General features: G+C 65.4%; 16 protein-coding genes. 10 read left to right on the top strand and 6 right to left on the bottom strand.

Features of this window, described 5'->3' with window-relative positions; all coding sequences use genetic code 11:
* Positions 1-295: 295 nt before the first annotated feature.
* The 6 genes from AGI3411_RS06610 (at position 296) to AGI3411_RS06585 (ending at position 6,573) form a co-directional block, all read left to right on the top strand.
* On the top strand, positions 296-793 hold the full coding sequence (locus AGI3411_RS06610) for a MarR family winged helix-turn-helix transcriptional regulator (protein ID WP_129526761.1): 498 nt from the start codon (positions 296-298) through the stop codon (positions 791-793).
* A gap of 195 nt (positions 794-988) precedes the next feature.
* Positions 989-2,560, top strand: a complete 1,572-nt coding sequence (locus tag AGI3411_RS06605; protein WP_129526592.1) for an ABC transporter substrate-binding protein — start codon at positions 989-991, stop codon at positions 2,558-2,560.
* Between the two features lie 60 nt (positions 2,561-2,620).
* On the top strand, positions 2,621-3,610 hold the full coding sequence (locus AGI3411_RS06600; RefSeq protein WP_129526591.1) for an ABC transporter permease: 990 nt from the start codon (positions 2,621-2,623) through the stop codon (positions 3,608-3,610).
* Positions 3,610-4,524 carry an ABC transporter permease gene (locus AGI3411_RS06595; protein WP_129526590.1) on the top strand — a complete coding sequence of 305 codons (915 nt, stop codon included), beginning with the start codon at positions 3,610-3,612 and terminating at the stop codon, positions 4,522-4,524. The genes AGI3411_RS06600 and AGI3411_RS06595 overlap by 1 nt, the downstream gene beginning before the upstream one ends.
* A gap of 10 nt (positions 4,525-4,534) precedes the next feature.
* Positions 4,535-5,581, top strand: a complete 1,047-nt coding sequence (locus tag AGI3411_RS06590) for an ABC transporter ATP-binding protein (RefSeq protein WP_244240270.1) — start codon at positions 4,535-4,537, stop codon at positions 5,579-5,581.
* Positions 5,578-6,573 (top strand): ABC transporter ATP-binding protein, encoded by a 996-nt coding sequence (locus AGI3411_RS06585; protein WP_129526589.1) that lies wholly within the window; start codon positions 5,578-5,580, stop codon positions 6,571-6,573. The genes AGI3411_RS06590 and AGI3411_RS06585 overlap by 4 nt, the downstream gene beginning before the upstream one ends.
* Positions 6,574-6,631: 58 nt before the next feature.
* Here the strand turns inward: AGI3411_RS06585 and AGI3411_RS06580 are convergent, their stop codons facing one another.
* The gene (locus AGI3411_RS06580; RefSeq protein WP_129526588.1) at positions 6,632-7,159 is read right to left on the bottom strand and encodes a hypothetical protein; all 528 of its coding nucleotides are present in this window, start codon (positions 7,157-7,159) and stop codon (positions 6,632-6,634) included.
* Between the two features lie 65 nt (positions 7,160-7,224).
* Complete coding sequence (locus AGI3411_RS06575; protein ID WP_129526587.1) at positions 7,225-8,073, bottom strand: AraC family transcriptional regulator; 849 nt, start codon at positions 8,071-8,073, stop codon at positions 7,225-7,227.
* Positions 8,074-8,169: 96 nt separating this feature from the next.
* On the opposite strand from AGI3411_RS06575, the gene AGI3411_RS06570 reads away from it, so the two are divergent.
* The 4 genes from AGI3411_RS06570 to AGI3411_RS06555 all read left to right on the top strand — a co-directional run bounded on the left by AGI3411_RS06570 (position 8,170) and on the right by AGI3411_RS06555 (position 12,079).
* Positions 8,170-9,090, top strand: coding sequence for a DMT family transporter (locus AGI3411_RS06570; RefSeq protein ID WP_129526586.1), 921 nt, complete (start codon positions 8,170-8,172; stop codon positions 9,088-9,090).
* Between the two features lie 106 nt (positions 9,091-9,196).
* Positions 9,197-10,870: an energy-dependent translational throttle protein EttA gene (gene ettA, locus AGI3411_RS06565; protein ID WP_129526585.1), complete on the top strand. Its 1,674-nt coding sequence runs from the start codon at positions 9,197-9,199 to the stop codon at positions 10,868-10,870.
* 261 nt (positions 10,871-11,131) lie between these two features.
* Positions 11,132-11,665, top strand: a complete 534-nt coding sequence (locus tag AGI3411_RS06560; RefSeq protein ID WP_129526584.1) for an isochorismatase family protein — start codon at positions 11,132-11,134, stop codon at positions 11,663-11,665.
* Between the two features lie 189 nt (positions 11,666-11,854).
* The gene (locus AGI3411_RS06555; protein WP_129526583.1) at positions 11,855-12,079 is read left to right on the top strand and encodes a glycine zipper 2TM domain-containing protein; all 225 of its coding nucleotides are present in this window, start codon (positions 11,855-11,857) and stop codon (positions 12,077-12,079) included.
* A gap of 91 nt (positions 12,080-12,170) precedes the next feature.
* Here AGI3411_RS06555 and minE read toward each other — a convergent pair whose 3' ends face one another.
* From minE to AGI3411_RS06535, 4 genes are all read right to left on the bottom strand, one after another.
* Positions 12,171-12,428 carry a cell division topological specificity factor MinE gene (minE, locus tag AGI3411_RS06550; protein ID WP_129526582.1) on the bottom strand — a complete coding sequence of 86 codons (258 nt, stop codon included), beginning with the start codon at positions 12,426-12,428 and terminating at the stop codon, positions 12,171-12,173.
* 3 nt (positions 12,429-12,431) lie between these two features.
* Positions 12,432-13,247: a septum site-determining protein MinD gene (gene minD, locus AGI3411_RS06545; protein WP_129526581.1), complete on the bottom strand. Its 816-nt coding sequence runs from the start codon at positions 13,245-13,247 to the stop codon at positions 12,432-12,434.
* 138 nt (positions 13,248-13,385) lie between these two features.
* Entirely contained in the window at positions 13,386-14,255 is an 870-nt protein-coding gene (gene minC / locus AGI3411_RS06540; protein WP_129526580.1) for a septum site-determining protein MinC, read from the bottom strand.
* A gap of 147 nt (positions 14,256-14,402) precedes the next feature.
* The gene (locus AGI3411_RS06535) at positions 14,403-16,169 is read right to left on the bottom strand and encodes a glutamine--tRNA ligase/YqeY domain fusion protein (RefSeq protein WP_129526579.1); all 1,767 of its coding nucleotides are present in this window, start codon (positions 16,167-16,169) and stop codon (positions 14,403-14,405) included.
* Positions 16,170-16,229: the final 60 nt, after the last annotated feature.

Raw genomic sequence — 16,229 nt, 5'->3', positions numbered from 1 at the left:
AAGCTTTGCTGCTGCGCAGCATCGTCACGTCAGGAAAAACTCATCTAAAAAATACTTTAGGAGTCAACGTTTTAGCTGTCAACAAAAAAGATGAAATTTCATGGAATGAAAAAAATATCACGCTAAAACAAGGACGTATATACTCGTTGTTCTCTAGTTTCAGGACGCACGGCGAGTGCCGGCGTGGTGCAAAAACGGGTTGCGATTCCGGGAATACCCTGTGTTGCGCAACAGCAAGCGCCCCATCGGGGCGCGCGATTGCGCCGCCGTGGTGCAAGCATGGGAGCAAGGCAGCATGCGGTTGGAAAAACAACGGGACACATCCACGACGGCGCCGGGCGCCCGTTTCGTCGACGGCTATCTGGCCTACCTATTGGCCCAGGCCAGCCAGCGGATTTCGGCGGAGTTCCATTTGCAGGTGAAGGCGGCCGGCCTGTCGGTCACCCAGTGGCGGGTGCTGGCCAGCCTGCAGGGCAGCGCGGGCGAAACCATCGGCACGCTCGCCGTGCTCGCCATCACCAAGCAGCCCACCCTGAGCAAGGTGGTGCAGCGCATGGAGGCCGAGGGGTTGGTGGCCCGCACCGGCGTGCGGGCGGACCGGCGCCAGACCCGGGTCTGCATCACCACCAAGGGGTCGAACCTGATCGCCGGTCTGTGCGATCAGGCCCTGCAGCATCAGAAGGCGGTGCTCGCGCCTTTCGGCGAGGAACGGGCCGCGCTGCTGATCGAGATGCTGGACGTGCTGATGACCGAGCACGTGCCGCTGGAATTAGCCGTCCCGGAAGACGACTAGGCGGGGGCGGCGGGGCAGGGATGCCCTGGTGCGCCGAACGCCGTTTGCTTCGATCATTTTGTTACAAGCATATGAGTCCCCAATATGTTTTCCCTCTGTGAAAACCTGTTCCGGTACGCATAAACCCTTAATTGACGGGGTTCTTGCGGGTAGGTAATATCGCGCCGGTATTCAGACTACTGTCAGGAGTTACCTATGCGCCGCACTTTGATTGCTATCGCGATCGCCGCCGCCGTGGCCGTGCCCTCGATCGGGCAAGCCAAAACCTTCCGCTGGGCCGCCCAGGGCGACATCCTCACCTTCGACCCGCACTCGCAGAACGAAGGCATGACGATTGCCGCCAACAGCTACATCTACGAACCGCTGGTGGACTACGACAAGTCCTTCAAGGTGTCGCCGCGCCTGGCGACCGAATGGGAGCAGGTGTCGCCCACGCTGTACCGCTTCAAGCTGCGCCCTGGCGTGAAGTTCCATGACGGCGCCGCGTTCACGGCCGACGATGTGGTGTTCTCGATCCATCGCGCCATGGCGCCCACGTCGAACTACAAGGCCTACACGACGGGCATCAAGGAAGCGCGCAAGATCGACGAGCTCACGGTCGAAGTGGAGACGTCCGCGCCCAATCCCGTGCTGCTGCGCCAGCTGACCAACGTGTTCATCATGAACAAGGCCTGGTCCGAGAAGAACAACATCGCCAAGCCGCAGGATTTCGTCAACAAGGAAGAAACCTACGGCGCGCGCAACACCAACGGCACTGGCCCGTACAAGCTCAAGTCGCGCGAAGTCGACGTGCGCACCGTGTTCGAAGAAAACAAGGACTGGTGGAACAAGGCCGGCAAGGTCGGCAACGTGACCGAAGTGGTGTTCACGCCGATCAAGCAGAACGCCACCCGCACCGCGGCCCTGCTGTCGGGCGAGATCGACTTCGTGCTGGACCCTGCCGCGCAGGACCTGGACCGCCTGCGCCAGTCCGCGAAGGTCGTGGAAGGCAACGAATACCGCACCATCTACCTTGGCCTGGACCAGAAGCGCCCCGAGCTCCAGTATTCCGGCATCAAGGGCAAAAACCCCTTCCAGGACATCCGTGTGCGCGAGGCGCTGTACCGCGCCATCGACGTGGACGCGATCAAGCGCGCGGTGATGCGCGGCCTGTCGGCGCCCACCGGCACGATGATCGCGCCGCAGGTGCACGGCTGGGCCGAATCCCTGCACAAGCGCGTGCCGTACGACCCCGAAAAGGCCCGCGCGCTGCTGAAGGAAGCCGGCTACGACGGCACCCTGAACTTCACGCTGGACTGTCCGAACAACCGCTACATCAACGACGAAGCCATCTGCCAGGCCGTCGTCGGCATGTGGGCCAAGGTGGGCGTGAAGGCGACGATGAACGCCATGCCGCGCGCCACCTACTTCCCCAAGGTGCAGTCGTCCGACACCAGCGCCTACCTGTTCGGCTGGGGCGTGCCGACGTTCGATGCCATGTACACGCTGCAGAACCTGATCCGCACCAAGGGCGAGGGCGCGGACGGCATGTACAACCTGGGCAACTACAGCAACAAGGAACTGGACGTCATCATCGACCGGATCAAGACGGAAACCGATCCGGCCAAGCGCGACGCCGACATCATTACCGTGCTGCAGGGACACGCCAAGGACTTCGGCCACATCCCCCTGCACGACCAGGTCATTCCCTGGGCGATGCGCAAGAACGTCACGGTCATCCACCGTGCCGACAATCGTCTCGTTGCCGATTGGGTCAAGGTTGACTGATCCTGGCTAATCAAACGGCGGGGTCCGTCCTGGACTCCCGCCGTTTTGCCTTTTCCGCCTATGTTTGCTTTCATACTGCGTCGCCTGTTGCAGGCCGTAGCGGTGATGCTCACCGTTGCGCTGCTGGCCTTTGTGCTTTTTCAATATGTCGGCGACCCTGTCACCATTATGCTGGGGCAGGACGCCACCGATGCCGAGCGCATCGAGCTGCGTGAACGCCTGGGGCTCAATGAGCCTGCCATCGTTCAGTTCGGCCACTTCGTGGCCAATGCCGCGCAGGGGAATTTCGGCATCTCCCTGCGCCAGAGCGAACCCGTTTCGTCCTTGCTGAAATCCCGCCTGCCGGCCACGTTGGAGCTGTCCATGGTGGCTGCCCTGCTGGCGCTGCTGGTGGGCGTGCCGCTGGGGGTCTACACCGCGCTCAAGCGCAATAGCCTGGTGTCCCAGCTATTGCTGGCCGGTTCGCTGCTGGGCGTGTCGCTGCCCACGTTCCTGATCGGCATCCTGCTGATTCTCGTGTTTTCCGTCCAGCTGGGCTGGCTGCCCAGCTATGGGCGAGGCGATACGGTCAGCGTCGGCTGGTGGACGTCCGGGCTCTTCACCGCCACGGGCTGGAAGCACCTGATCCTGCCGTCCATCACCTTGTCGCTGTTCCAGATGACCCTGGTGCTGCGGCTGGTGCGTTCCGAAATGCTGGAGGTGCTGCGTTCCGACTACATCAAGTTCGCGCGCGCCCGCGGCCTGAAGCGCCGCGCCATCCACTTCGGCCATGCGCTGAAGAACACGATGGTGCCCGTCATTACGATCACCGGCCTGCAGCTGGGCGGGATCATCGCGTTCGCCATCGTGACGGAAACCGTGTTCCAGTGGCCGGGCATGGGTCTGCTGTTCATCCAGGCGGTGCAATTCGCCGACGTGCCGGTCATGGCCGCGTACCTGTGCCTGATTGCGCTGGTGTTCGTGGTCATCAACCTGATCGTCGATCTTCTGTATTTTGTCGTGGACCCGCGCCTGCGTTCCGGGCTGACCCGCGGCGGGGGGGCTCACTGATGCGCGCCGTACTCAAACGCTGGTGGGACAGCGATATCGCCTGGGCCTGGCGCCGGGCTCCCGTGGCCATTGCGGCGACCCTACTGCTGGCGCTCCTGCTTGTCGGCTCCTTCGGCGCGGGCTGGGTGGCTCCGCACAACCCCTTCGACCTCACCAAGGTGGAATTGCTGGATGCGCTGCTGCCGCCGGCCTGGGAGGCCAACGGCCAGTCGACCTATCTGCTGGGCACCGACAGCCAGGGACGCGACCTGTACTCCGCGATCCTGTACGGCACCCGCGTGTCGCTGCTGATCGGACTGGCCTCGGTGATGCTGTCCATGCTGATCGGCATCGTGCTCGGGCTGATATCGGGATACGCCGGAGGCCGGATCGATGCGTTCATCATGCGCATCGCCGACGTGCAGCTGTCGTTCCCCGCCATCCTGATCGCCTTGTTGATCGACGGGGTGGCGCGCGCCGCCGTGCCGCGCGAGCTGCACGAGCTGATCGCCTTCCCCGTGCTGATCGGCGCGATCGCCCTGGCGGGCTGGCCGCAGTACGCGCGCACGGTGCGCGGCTCCACGCTGGTGGAAAAGAACCGCGAATACGTGCAGGCGGCCAGGGTGATCGGCGTGGCATCGCCCGTCATCATGTTCCGCCACGTGCTGCCCAACGTGCTGGGGCCGGTGCTGGTGCTGGCTACGGTGCACCTGGCCACCGCCATCATTACCGAGGCGACGCTGTCGTTCCTGGGCGTGGGAGTGCCGCCGACGGCGCCTTCGCTGGGCACGCTGATCCGCATCGGCAATGACTTCCTGTTTTCCGGAGAGTGGTGGATCACCATTTTCCCGGGCGCGGCGCTCGTGCTGCTGGTGTTGTCCGTCAATCTGCTGGGCGACTGGCTGCGCGACGCGCTCAACCCGAAATTGAATTGAGGTACCGCGCATGAGCGCATTACTTGAAGTCCGCAACCTGCGCGTGGAATTTCCCACGCGCCGCGGCACCCTGTGCGCGCTGGATGATGTGTCGTTTTCCATCCAGGCGGGCGAAGTCCTGGGCGTGGTGGGCGAATCCGGCGCCGGCAAGTCGCTGACCGGCGCCTCCATCATCGGTCTGCTGGAGCCGCCCGGGCGCATCGCCGCCGGCGAGATCCTGCTGGCGGGCCGGCGCATCGACAACCTGCCCGATGAGCAGATGCGCCGCGTGCGCGGCCGCGAGATCGGGGCCGTGTTCCAGGATCCCCTGACGTCGCTCAACCCCCTGTACACGGTGGGCCGGCAATTGGCGGAGACCATCGTGACGCACCTGGACATGAGTTGGTCCCAGGCCCGCAACCGTGCCGTGGAGCTGCTGGCGGAGACCGGGATTCCGGCCGCGCGCGAGCGCATCGACCACTATCCGCACCAGTTCTCCGGTGGCATGCGCCAGCGCGTGGTGATCGCGCTGGCCCTGGCGGCCGAACCCAAGCTGGTCGTGGCGGACGAGCCGACGACCGCGCTGGACGTGTCGATCCAGGCGCAGATCATCGAATTGCTCAAGCGCCTGTGCCGCGAAAACGGCACGGCCGTGATGCTGATCACGCACGACATGGGCGTGATCGCCGAGACCGCCGACCGCGTGGCGGTGATGTATGCGGGCCGCGTGGCCGAGATCGGTCCGGTGGCGGACGTGATCCACAAGCCGCGCCATCCCTACACGGCGGGGCTGATGGGATCCATCCCGTCGCTCGACGGGCACGCCGAAAGGCTGGTGCAGATCGACGGCAGCATGCCGCGGCTGAACGCCATTCCGCCGGGCTGCGCGTTCAATCCGCGTTGCGGCCGGCGCCTGCCGCGCTGCACGCAGGACCGGCCGGAGCTGCTGCCCGCGGGCACGTCCATGGCGGCCTGTTGGCTGCACGAAGCGGAGGCCGCCGCGCCGCGCGCGCCAAGCGGGCCTGCTACCCCCCAAGAGGGGCTGCCCGGCGGCAAAGGATCAGAGGAGTCGGCATGAACATGCCCTTGGTAGAAGTGAAGGACGCGGCCCGCTGGTTCGATGTGTCGCCGCCGTGGCTGGAGCGCAAGCTGGCCCGCAAACCGCAAGTGATGCTGCGCGCCGTGGACGGCGTGTCGTTCGAGATCGCGCGCGGCGAGACGCTGGCGCTGGTGGGCGAGTCGGGCTGCGGCAAGTCGACGGTGGCGCGCATGCTGGTCGGGCTGTGCGGCCTGACGCGCGGCGAAATCCGCTTCGACGGACAGCCCTTGTCGCGCATGTCGGAACCGGGCGGCCGCGCGCTGCGCAAGCGCCTGCAGATGATTTTCCAGGATCCCTATGCAAGCCTCAACCCGCGTTGGCGGGTGGGCCGCATTATCGCGGAACCCATGCTTACGCATACGCAGATGACACCGGCCGAGCGCGGCGCCCGGGTGGGCGAACTGCTGAAACAGGTTGGGCTGGATCCGGCGGACCAGGCGCGCTATCCGCACCAGTTCTCGGGCGGCCAGCGCCAGCGCATCTCGATCGCGCGGGCGCTGGCGGTGAATCCCGAGTTCCTGGTGTGCGACGAGCCGACCTCGGCGCTCGACGTGTCGGTGCAGGCCCAGGTGCTGAACCTGATGAAAGACCTGCAGCGCAAGCTGGGACTGACCTACCTGTTCATTTCCCACAACCTGGCGGTCGTGCATCACGTGGCCGACAGAGTGGGGGTGATGTATCTGGGCCGCATGGTGGAAGTGGCGCCGCGCGACGAGCTGTTCCAGCGGCCGCGGCATCCCTATACGAGGATGCTGCTGGAAGCGATCCCGGACATCAACGGCGCGGGCAAGCCGCGCACGGCCGTGGCGGGTGAAGTGCCGAACCCGCTCAATCCGCCGCCGGGCTGTACCTTCCACCCGCGTTGCCCGCACGCGAATGAGCGGTGCAGGCGGGAAGCGCCCGCGGCGATGGCGGCAGGCGTCTCGGTGGTGGCTTGCCACGCGGTGCAGGAGGGGCGGATCACGGCGTGATCCACAGCATTGGGGGGAGCGCGCCGCCGGGCCTCGTCAGCCGCCGGGCGCGGCCCGATCAGTGGCGGTGGCCGTGATCGCGGGGAGGATCGAGGGGGGCGCCGTCCTCGTCTTCGTCTTCGTCGTCCTCATCCTCGTCATCCTCATCGTCCGCATCATCCGGCAGGGGTTCTTCGGTGAGCGCGAACGGCAGCACGTCTTCCAGGCTGTCGGACCAGGCGGACTCCTCGCCGTCGTGATCGAGCTTGACGAAGCGCTCGCCTTCATTCAGCGAGATTTCGATGGCCCAGAGGTAGAGGCAGTCGTAGGTGTCATCGTCGGACTGAGGCAGCCCGCCGCGGTTGCCCAGCAGCCGGGCGCCGGGGCCGCCCAGCTGGACGTGGGTCTGTTCCTCGTCGGGCTTGGCGTTTTCGTCTACCGGCACGCCATAGGTCACCCATTCGGTGCCGTCGTCGCCCAGCACCACTTCGGCCAGCACGGGCTTGCCCAGGTAGGCGCTCAGGGCGTCGGCCGTCTTGGCCAGCATGTCCAGTTCGGATGCGTTGAAATGGGTCAAGGAAGCTGGGGGAGTGGCGGAGGCGGACATGAGGGTTCCTGGGCGCGATGAAGCCGCGACGGCACGGCAATACGAAAGTCAGGCGTATTGTCGCTCTATCGGCCCCGTGTTGCATCCGACGCTTGGACGACGCGATTTTCCCGGGGCATGGCGGCGCAGGCGCCGCCGGGGCCGCGCCTGCGCGCGCTGTCCGGCGATTCGCCCGTCAGCCGCTGGAACATCGCGATGAAGGCGGACGGGGTGCTGTAGCCGAGCGCGCGCGCCACCGTCTGGACGGGCTTGCCGTCGTCCAGCATGCCCAGGGCGCTGACGACGCGCAGCCGCTGCCGCCATTCATTGAACGACATGCCCAGCCGCTGCTGGCAGTGGCGCAGCAGCGTGCGCTCGGTGATGCCGGCGGTGGCGGCCCAATGCGCGGCGCCGCGCTTGTCCCCCGGGCGGCGCTGCAGCGCTGACAGGATGGGCGCAAGCACCGGGTCGGTGGCGCTCGGCAGGTAGCTGGCGTAGGCGCGCGCCTGGCGGGCCTGGTCGATGACGATCTGCGCCATCCGCCGGTCTTCAGGCGTATCCGGATAGCTGATTCCCCGCCGTTCGAAGTCGGCCAGAATCGCGCGCATGACGGGGCTGATCTCCAGCGTGCAGGGCTTGTCGGGCAAACCGGCGCACGCAGCCGCGGGAATATCGATGCAGGCGTAATGCACTTCGCCTTCGTTCTGGCAGCAATGCTCGACATGCGGCGGAATCCAGATGGCGTACTGCGGGGGCGACAAGTAGGTCATGCCGCCTATGCCGATTTCCATGATCCCGGAGACGGCGAAGTTCAGTTCCGCCCACGGCGAGGCATGGCGTTTCATGCGCGAATGGGGCGTGAAGTGCAGGATGCGGCAGGCCAGCGGGTAGGGCAGGTCGCTGGCCAGCAGCGGCGCGGCGTCGGCTGGCGGCATGTCGGAACTTCATCTGGATTTGTCTGTTTTTCATTATATACAGCATGTCGGACAGGCCATACACTTGCGACTCTGTTTCATTACGCCTTGCCCGTCATGCCCACCGCCCAAGCCTCGCATCCGCCCGTCCGTTACCTGCTGTTCCCCCTCCTGGCGGCGCTGATCTGGTCGGTCAACATGATCGTGACCAAGATGGCGGCGAGCGTGATCGCGCCCGCCGCCATCGGGTTCTACCGCTGGGCGATGGCGGGCGTCCTGTTGACGCCGTTCGCGCTCCCGGGCGTCTGGGCGCAGCGCCGCCTGATCCTGCCCAACCTGCCCAAGCTCGCGGTGCTGGGCGGCTTGGGAATGGCGCTGTATCAGGGGCTGGCCTATGTGGCCGCCGCCAGCACCACGGCGACCAACATGGGCATCATCACGGCGATGATTCCGTTGATGACCATTGCCGTGGTGGCGGTCGTGCTGCGCGAGCTGCCGTCGCTGATGGCGATGCTGGGCGGCCTGCTGTCGCTGGCGGGCCTCGCCCTGCTGATCGGCGAGGGCGATCCCGCCCGGCTGCTGTCGGTGGGCGCCAACCACGGCGACGTGCTGATGGGCGTGGGGGCGCTGGCCTACGCGCTGTACGGCGTGCTGTTGCGCCGCTGGGCGTTGCCCGTGGGCCCGTGGCAGTCGCTGTACGTGCAGGTGGCCTTCGGCGTGCTGTTCCAGCTGCCAGCCTTCCTGGCGGCGCCTGCCTCGCCGCTCAATGGCGACAACCTGCCGCTGGTGCTGTACGCGGCGATTTTTCCGTCGCTGTTCGCGCCTTTCCTGTGGATGCAGGGCGTGAAGCACCTGGGGCCGAACCGCGCCAGCATATTCCTGAACGTCATGCCGGTCGCCACCGTGGCGATCGCGGCGGTGTTCCTGGACGAAAAGCCCCACGTATTCCATATCGTGGGCGGCGCGATGGCGCTGGCGGGGGTGATGCTGGCGCAGCTGCGCGCGGGCCGCCCGGCGAGGCAGCCCAAGGCAGCTTGAAGGCCCGCCCGCGCAGGCCGGTCCGGCCATTTGGCCGCGGCCATACGCCGGTCAGGGTTCCGGCCTACAATCAGCGGTTTATCAGCTATATCTTCCCTACGAGCCCATGGCCCAATACGTCTACACCATGAACCGCGTCGGCAAGATCGTGCCGCCCAAGCGGCAGATCCTGCGCGACATCTCGCTTTCGTTTTTTCCTGGCGCCAAGATCGGCGTGCTGGGCCTGAACGGCTCGGGCAAGTCGACGCTGCTGAAGATCATGGCCGGCGTCGATAAAGAGATCGAAGGGGAAGCCATCCCCATGCCGGGCCTGAACATCGGCTACCTGCCGCAGGAACCGCAGCTGAACCCCGAGCACACGGTGCGCCAGGCGGTAGAAGAAGGCCTGGGCGCCGTCGTCACCGCGAAAAAGCGCCTGGACGAGGTCTATGCCGCCTATGCCGAGCCGGACGCCGATTTCGACGCCCTGGCCGCCGAGCAGGCCGAGCTTGAAGCCATCATCGCCGCCGCGGCCTCCAGCGGCGCGGACGATATCGAGCACCAGATGGAAATCGCCGCCGACGCGCTGCGCCTGCCGCCCTGGGACGCGATCGTCGGCAAGCTGTCCGGCGGCGAAAAGCGCCGCGTGGCGCTGTGCCGCCTGCTGCTGTCCAAGCCCGACATGCTGCTGCTCGACGAACCCACCAACCACCTGGACGCTGAAAGCGTGGAGTGGCTGGAGCAGTTCCTGCACAAGTTCCCGGGCACCGTGGTTGGCGTGACCCACGATCGCTACTTCTTGGACAACGCCGCCGAATGGATCCTCGAACTGGACCGCGGCTACGGCATCCCCTGGAAGGGCAACTACAGCTCGTGGCTGGAGCAGAAGGAAGACCGCCTGAAGCAGGAAGAGGCTTCGGAATCCGCGCGCCAGAAGACGATCAAGAAAGAACTGGAATGGGTGCGCCAGAACCCGAAGGGCCGTCAGGCCAAGGCCAAGGCGCGCCTGGCCCGCTTCGAGGAACTGTCGTCCTACGAATACCAGAAGCGCAACGAAACCCAGGAAATCTTCATTCCCGTGGGCGAACGCCTGGGCAACGAGGTCATCGAATTCAACAACGTCAGCAAGGCCTACGGCGATCGCCTGCTGATCGACAGCCTCAGCTTCAAGGTGCCGCCGGGCGCCATCGTCGGCATCATCGGCGCCAACGGCGCCGGTAAGTCCACGCTGTTCCGCATGATCGCGGGCCGCGAGCAGCCGGATTCGGGCGAGGTCAAGATCGGCCAGACCGTGAAGCTGGCCTACGTGGACCAGTCGCGCGATGCGCTGGAAGACAAGAAAACCGTGTTCGACGCCGTTTCCGATGGCGCCGACCTGCTGACCGTGGGCAAATTCGAGATGTCGTCGCGCGCCTACCTGGGCCGCTTCAACTTCAAGGGCGGCGACCAGAACAAGGTCGTGGGCCAGCTGTCGGGCGGCGAACGCGGCCGCCTGCACATGGCCAAGACGCTGATCGCCGGCGGCAACGTGCTGCTGCTGGACGAACCGTCCAACGACCTGGACGTGGAAACGCTGCGCGCCCTGGAAGACGCGCTGCTGGAGTTCCCCGGCAGCGTCATGGTGATTAGCCACGATCGCTGGTTCCTGGACCGCATCGCCACGCACATCCTGGCCTTCGAAGGCGATTCGCAGGTCGTGTTCTTCGACGGCAACTACCAGGAATACGAAGCCGACAAGAAGCGCCGCCTGGGCGAAGAGGGCGCCAAGCCCAAGCGCCTGCGCTACAAGGCGCTGAAGTAAATCGGTGTCTGACACGAGGGGATAGCAAGCTGATCTCGAGGGTGTCAGACACCCGCGATGCACCCCATGGGTTGACGGCTGTCTCGTAAGGGTGTCAGACACTGCCATCTTGGTGTCTGACACCCGTACGAGACGTTCTTACGGCTTCGGGCAAGCCTTCCCGGGTGTCTGACACCACAAGGACAAGCACAACTCGATCTGAAGCCTGCCGGAAGCAGCCCTGCCGAGTTATCCTGGATCCTCATCCAGGAGCCTCCCGACATGCTGCTTTCCGCCCCCGACTCCACGTTGCTGATCGTCGACATGCAGGGCCGGCTGATGCCGGTCATCCATGACGGCGAAGCCGTGCTCAATGCCGCCCACAAGCTTGCGCAGGCCGCGCGCCTGCTCGACGTGCCGGTGGCCGCCACCGAACATCACGGCAAGATGCTGGGCGCCACCGTGGAGCCGCTGCGCGCGCAGGTGCAGACGACCTTCCAGAAGATGCATTTTTCATCGGCGCTCGAACCGGGTTTCGAGGCCTGGCTGCCGGCCGCCCGCAAGACCATCCTGGTGGCCGGATGCGAAGCGCACATCTGCGTGCTGCAGACCGTGATCGGCCTGATCGATCTGGGTTACCACGCGGTGCTGGTGGCCGATGCCGCGGGCTCGCGCAAGCCTTCCGATCATCACGCTGCGTTGCGCCGCGCGCGCGCGCATGGCGCCGAGATCGTCACGTCCGAGATGGCGATTTTCGAATGGATGCGGACCTGCGAGCATCCGCGTTTCCGCGAAGTGTTACGTCTCGTCAAATAGCGCCGGCCGGCTGCAACACTGTTCCGGGGAGGCGCGAAGATTCCCTCGCCCTTTGACACAATTCATGGGCAAACCTAACAGCCAGGGCCGGGATATTTTGCGATCCTGAAGATTCCAAACCCGTAAGGGTCCGCGCGCTCGCGTCCGCATCATCGGCGCGGTCCCGGGGGTAAGAATAGGAATCGCATTATGAAAATCGCATCTCTCTCCAAAATCTGTGTCGCGCTGGCGATGACCGCCGCCATGGCAGGCTGCTCTTCCTGGGACGGCATGAGCCATCGCCAGAAGAGCGCCGTCGGCGGCGCTGCGTTGGGCGGCGTCGCAGGCGCCGTGATCACCAACGGCGGCATCCTCGGTACGGTGGGCGGAGCGGCGATCGGCGGCGTCATCGGCGACCAGGTCGGCAAGCACTAAGCTCCCGGCACCCGCTCAATGCAAAACGCCCGGCATCGCCGGGCGTTTTTTCTGCGCGGCGCACCCGGGAATCCGGGCGCGCAACGCGGCGTCAGTTCTCGTTTTGAGGCATTTCGATCTTTACTTCCAACACTTCCAGCGTGTCCTGGCGTTCCAGGTGCACCTTGATGTCATTGGGGTTGATCTTCACATACTTCGAAATAACGGCGATCAGCTCTTGCTGCAGTTGCGGCAGGTAATCGGGAGAGTCGCCGCGGCCCCGCTCGTGGGCCAGGATGATCTGCAACCGTTCCTTGGCGACGGAGGCGGAAGTCTTCTTTTGACCGAGCAGAAACGACAGGAAGGACATTGCTTACTTGCCTCCGAACAGGCGTTTCAGGAAACCGGGCTTTTCGTAATCGGTAAAGCGCAGGGCCTTGTCTTCGCCAAGGTAACGAGCCACGACGTCCTTGTAGGCTTCGGAGACGTCGGTGTCTTTCAGGTGGATGGCCGGCAGGCCTTGGTTCGACGCCTGCAGCACGGCTTCCGACTCGGGGATGACGCCGATCAGCTTGATGCGCAGAATGTCTTCGATGTCGCCTAGCGACAGCATTTCGCCGTCGACGACGCGCTTGGGGCTGTAGCGCGTGAGCAGCAGGTATTCCTTGACGGGTTCATCGCCCTCGACCGCGCGCCGGGACTTCGCGGCCAGAATGCCCAGGATGCGGTCGGAGTCGCGCACCGACGAGACTTCCGGGTTGGTCACGACCAACGCGTCGTCGGCGAAGTAGGCGGCCATCAGCGCGCCCGTCTCGATGCCGGCGGGGGAGTCGCAGACGATGTACTCGAAGCCCATGCCCTTCAGGTCGTTGATGACCTTTTCCACGCCTTCCTGCGTCAGCGCGTCTTTGTCGCGCGTTTGCGAGGCCGGCAGGATGAACAGGTTTTCGAGCTGCTTGTCCTTGATGAGCGCCTGGTTGAGAGTGGCTTCGCCCTGGATCACGTTGACGAAGTCGTACACGACGCGGCGCTCGCAGCCCATGATCAGGTCGAGGTTGCGCAGGCCGACGTCGAAGTCGATGACCGCGGTTTTGTGGCCCCGCATCGCGAGTCCCGCAGAAAAACTGGCGCTGGTGGTGGTCTTGCCCACGCCGCCTTTGCCGGAAGTCACCACAACAATGCGTGTCATGACGATCAAACCCTTATGTTCGAATAAATCGCGTTATCGTAAAGCAAAAAGCCCATGTAAGGCTTCTTACAGGATGTGTTGAAATTTCGCGGGCCTGCCCCCTTTGGGGGCCGCAAGCCGAAGGTGCCGCGTAGGGGCTCACGCCTTCAGGGCCTCGATCCGCAAGGTGTCGCCGTCCAGGCGGACCAGCGCCGGCTGGTTCTGCAGCGTGCGGTCCAGTTTGTCCTCGACCACGCGATAGACGCCCGCCACGGCCAGCAGCTCGGCGTCCAGGTGCGTCGTGAAGATGCGGGCCGAGGTGTCGCCGCGCGCGCCGGCCATGGCCTTGCCGCGCAAGGGGCCGTAGACGTGGACGTTGCCGTCGGCGATGACTTCCGCGCCCTGGCTCACCATGCCGATCACCACCAGGTCCGTGTGCCGCGCGTAGACGCGCTGGCCGGAACGCAGCGGCTTGGTGATGACCAGCGCCGAAGACGATTGCGGGGCGGCGGGCGTGGGGCTGGCGGCCGAGGTGGCGTTGCTGGCTTCACGCGCGGGCAGCGGGTCGCTATCGGGTTTGCCGGGGGCGGGCGCTTCGCTTTCTGCCGCCGCTTCGGTGGGCGCGGCCGCGGTTTCGACCGCGGCGGCCGGCACGGACGGCACGGGCGTGGCGACATCGTTGGGCGGCGCGGTATCGACGACTGGAGCGGGCCGGGCGGGGGGCGTGGACAGTTCCACCGGCGTCAGGCCGGCCTCGCGGGCGGCCTGCAGGTTGGCGCCTTCGGCCACGACGCCGATGGGGGGCAGGTTATGGCCCCGCAGCGCCGCCACGAGGGCGGTCCAATCGAGCGTGTCCTCGACGCGGCTGGCGTCGATGACCACGGGTTCGTTTTCGAAGAAGCTGCCGGCGTCGGCCATGCGCTTGGCAAGCGCGGCCTCCAGGTGTTCGGGGTCGGCGCTATGCAGAACCACCCTGATGGCATACAGAGTGGCGCTTTTGAAGTCCAGGGCTAGGGATTCAGTGTTCATCTTGGTTTTGGCTGGCGGTCCGGGCGCCTGAAACAGGGGCGCTCAACCGGCTGCGGGATGTCGGGCATGATAACCCGCCCCGGGACGGCCCAGCGATGAAAAAGGCGCCGAAAGGCGCCTTTTCCCCAGCAATGCGGACGCGGCGCGTCAGCCTTGCGCCCAGGAGTCCCGCAGGGTCACGATACGGTTCAGCACCGGCGCCTCGGGGGTGGAGTCCTTCTGGTCGGCGACGAAGTAGCCCAGGCGTTCGAACTGCCAGGTGGCGCCGGGGGTGGCGACGGTGCCCGGTTCCAGCCAGGCCGTGACGGTCTGCTTGGAATTCGGGTTCAGGCAGGTCAGGAAGTCCTTGTCGCCGGCATCGGGGCGGGCGTCGGCGAACAGACGGTCGTAGAGATGGATCTGGGCGGGCACCGCGTGGGCCGCGCTGACCCAGGTGATGTTGCCCTTGACCTTGACGCTGTCGGCGCCCGGCGTGCCGCTCTTGGTGTCCGGCAGGTATTCGGCATGGACCTCGACGACCTCGCCGGCGTCGTTCTTGACGAAGCCGGTGCAACGGACCACATAGCCGTACTTCAGGCGCACAGTGTTGCCCGGGAACAGGCGGAAGTACTTCTTGGGCGCTTCTTCGCGGAAGTCGTCGCGTTCGATCCAGAGCTCGCGCGACAGCGGGAATTCGCGCACGCCGGCTTCCGGATCGTGCGGGTTGCGCGGCGCGGTGCAGATCTCGGTCTGGCCTTCCGGATAGTTGGTGATGATCAGCTTGATCGGGTCCAGCACGGCCACGGAGCGGGCGGCGATGGGATCCAGGTCGTCGCGCACGGCCTGTTCGAGCAGGCTGTAGTCGATGCGGGAGTCGGACTTGGATACGGCCGTGCGTTCGCAGAACAGGCGGATCGACGCCGGCGTGTAGCCGCGGCGGCGCAGACCGAAGAGGGTGGGCATGCGGGGATCGTCCCAGCCATCCACGTGGCCTTCGCGCACCAGTTGCAGCAGCTTGCGCTTGCTGGTGACGACGTAGCTCAGGTTCAGGCGGGCGAATTCGTACTGGTGCGGCAGCGGCTGGGCCAGCTTGCCCAGTTCGGCCAGGCGCGCCAGGATCCAGTCGTAGAACGGGCGCTGGTCTTCGAATTCCAGCGTGCAGACGCTGTGCGTGATGCCTTCGAGGGCGTCTTCGACCGGGTGCGCCCAGCTGTACATCGGGTAGATGCACCATTGGTCGCCCGTGCGGTGGTGGGTGGCATGGCGCACGCGGTACATGACCGGATCGCGCAAGTTGATGTTGGGCGAAGCCATGTTGATCTTCGCGCGCAGCACCAGGCTGCCGTCGGGATGCTTGCCGTCGCGCATTTCGCGCAGCAGCGTGAGCGATTCCGAGGCGGGGCGGTCGCGCCAGGGCGAATTGACGCCGGGTTCGGTCAGCGTGCCGCGGTTGGCACGGATTTCCTCGGCGCTCTGCTCGTCCACGTAAGCGTGGCCGGCCTCGATCAGCGCCTCGGCGAATTCGTACATGTAGCCGAAGTAGTCGCTGGCGAAGTACAGGTTGTCGTTGCCATCGGCCTTCCAGTCGAAGCCCAGCCAGTGCACGGCCTCGATGATGGCGTCGACGTACTCCTGGTCTTCCTTTTCGGGGTTGGTGTCGTCGAAGCGCAGGTGGCAGACGCCGCCGAAATCGCGCGCCAGCCCGAAGTTCACGCAGATGCTCTTGGCGTGGCCGATGTGCAGGTAGCCGTTGGGCTCCGGCGGAAAGCGGGTGCGGATACGGGCCGGGTCCAGGCTGCCCTGCTGCTGTTGCGCCGCCGGGCCGGGCTTGCCCGCCCAGCGCTTGCCAGCGAAGCGATTGGCTCCGAGGTCGTCTTGGACGATATTCAACAGGAAATTGGATGCGGCGGGGGTCGGCGTCGTGGCGGAGGTCATTCTTGAAAGAATAGGAAAAAGCAGCGACAAAGAGTCAATTTTGCCACGTTCCGCAGGTGG

Source organism: Achromobacter agilis (genome assembly GCF_900496965.1).
In the GTDB taxonomy this organism is placed as follows: Bacteria; Pseudomonadota; Gammaproteobacteria; order Burkholderiales; family Burkholderiaceae_B; genus Achromobacter; species Achromobacter agilis.
The sequence above is the reverse complement of the archived record's forward strand: the minus strand, read 5'-3'. Positions and strand labels throughout refer to the sequence as shown.

Coding starts and splice junctions, on each gene's coding strand:
- minD (WP_129526581.1), bottom strand. CDS start 13,247: ATGACACGCATTGTTGTGGTGACTTCCGGCAAAGGCGGCGTGGGCAAG.
- minC (WP_129526580.1), bottom strand. CDS start 14,255: ATGAACACTGAATCCCTAGCCCTGGACTTCAAAAGCGCCACTCTGTAT.
- AGI3411_RS06575 (WP_129526587.1), bottom strand. CDS start 8,073: ATGCCGCCAGCCGACGCCGCGCCGCTGCTGGCCAGCGACCTGCCCTAC.
- AGI3411_RS06535 (WP_129526579.1), bottom strand. CDS start 16,169: ATGACCTCCGCCACGACGCCGACCCCCGCCGCATCCAATTTCCTGTTG.
- ettA (WP_129526585.1), top strand. CDS start 9,197: ATGGCCCAATACGTCTACACCATGAACCGCGTCGGCAAGATCGTGCCG.
- AGI3411_RS06580 (WP_129526588.1), bottom strand. CDS start 7,159: ATGTCCGCCTCCGCCACTCCCCCAGCTTCCTTGACCCATTTCAACGCA.
- AGI3411_RS06570 (WP_129526586.1), top strand. CDS start 8,170: ATGCCCACCGCCCAAGCCTCGCATCCGCCCGTCCGTTACCTGCTGTTC.
- AGI3411_RS06560 (WP_129526584.1), top strand. CDS start 11,132: ATGCTGCTTTCCGCCCCCGACTCCACGTTGCTGATCGTCGACATGCAG.
- AGI3411_RS06555 (WP_129526583.1), top strand. CDS start 11,855: ATGAAAATCGCATCTCTCTCCAAAATCTGTGTCGCGCTGGCGATGACC.
- AGI3411_RS06605 (WP_129526592.1), top strand. CDS start 989: ATGCGCCGCACTTTGATTGCTATCGCGATCGCCGCCGCCGTGGCCGTG.
- AGI3411_RS06590 (WP_244240270.1), top strand. CDS start 4,535: ATGAGCGCATTACTTGAAGTCCGCAACCTGCGCGTGGAATTTCCCACG.
- AGI3411_RS06595 (WP_129526590.1), top strand. CDS start 3,610: ATGCGCGCCGTACTCAAACGCTGGTGGGACAGCGATATCGCCTGGGCC.
- AGI3411_RS06610 (WP_129526761.1), top strand. CDS start 296: ATGCGGTTGGAAAAACAACGGGACACATCCACGACGGCGCCGGGCGCC.
- minE (WP_129526582.1), bottom strand. CDS start 12,428: ATGTCCTTCCTGTCGTTTCTGCTCGGTCAAAAGAAGACTTCCGCCTCC.
- AGI3411_RS06585 (WP_129526589.1), top strand. CDS start 5,578: ATGAACATGCCCTTGGTAGAAGTGAAGGACGCGGCCCGCTGGTTCGAT.
- AGI3411_RS06600 (WP_129526591.1), top strand. CDS start 2,621: ATGTTTGCTTTCATACTGCGTCGCCTGTTGCAGGCCGTAGCGGTGATG.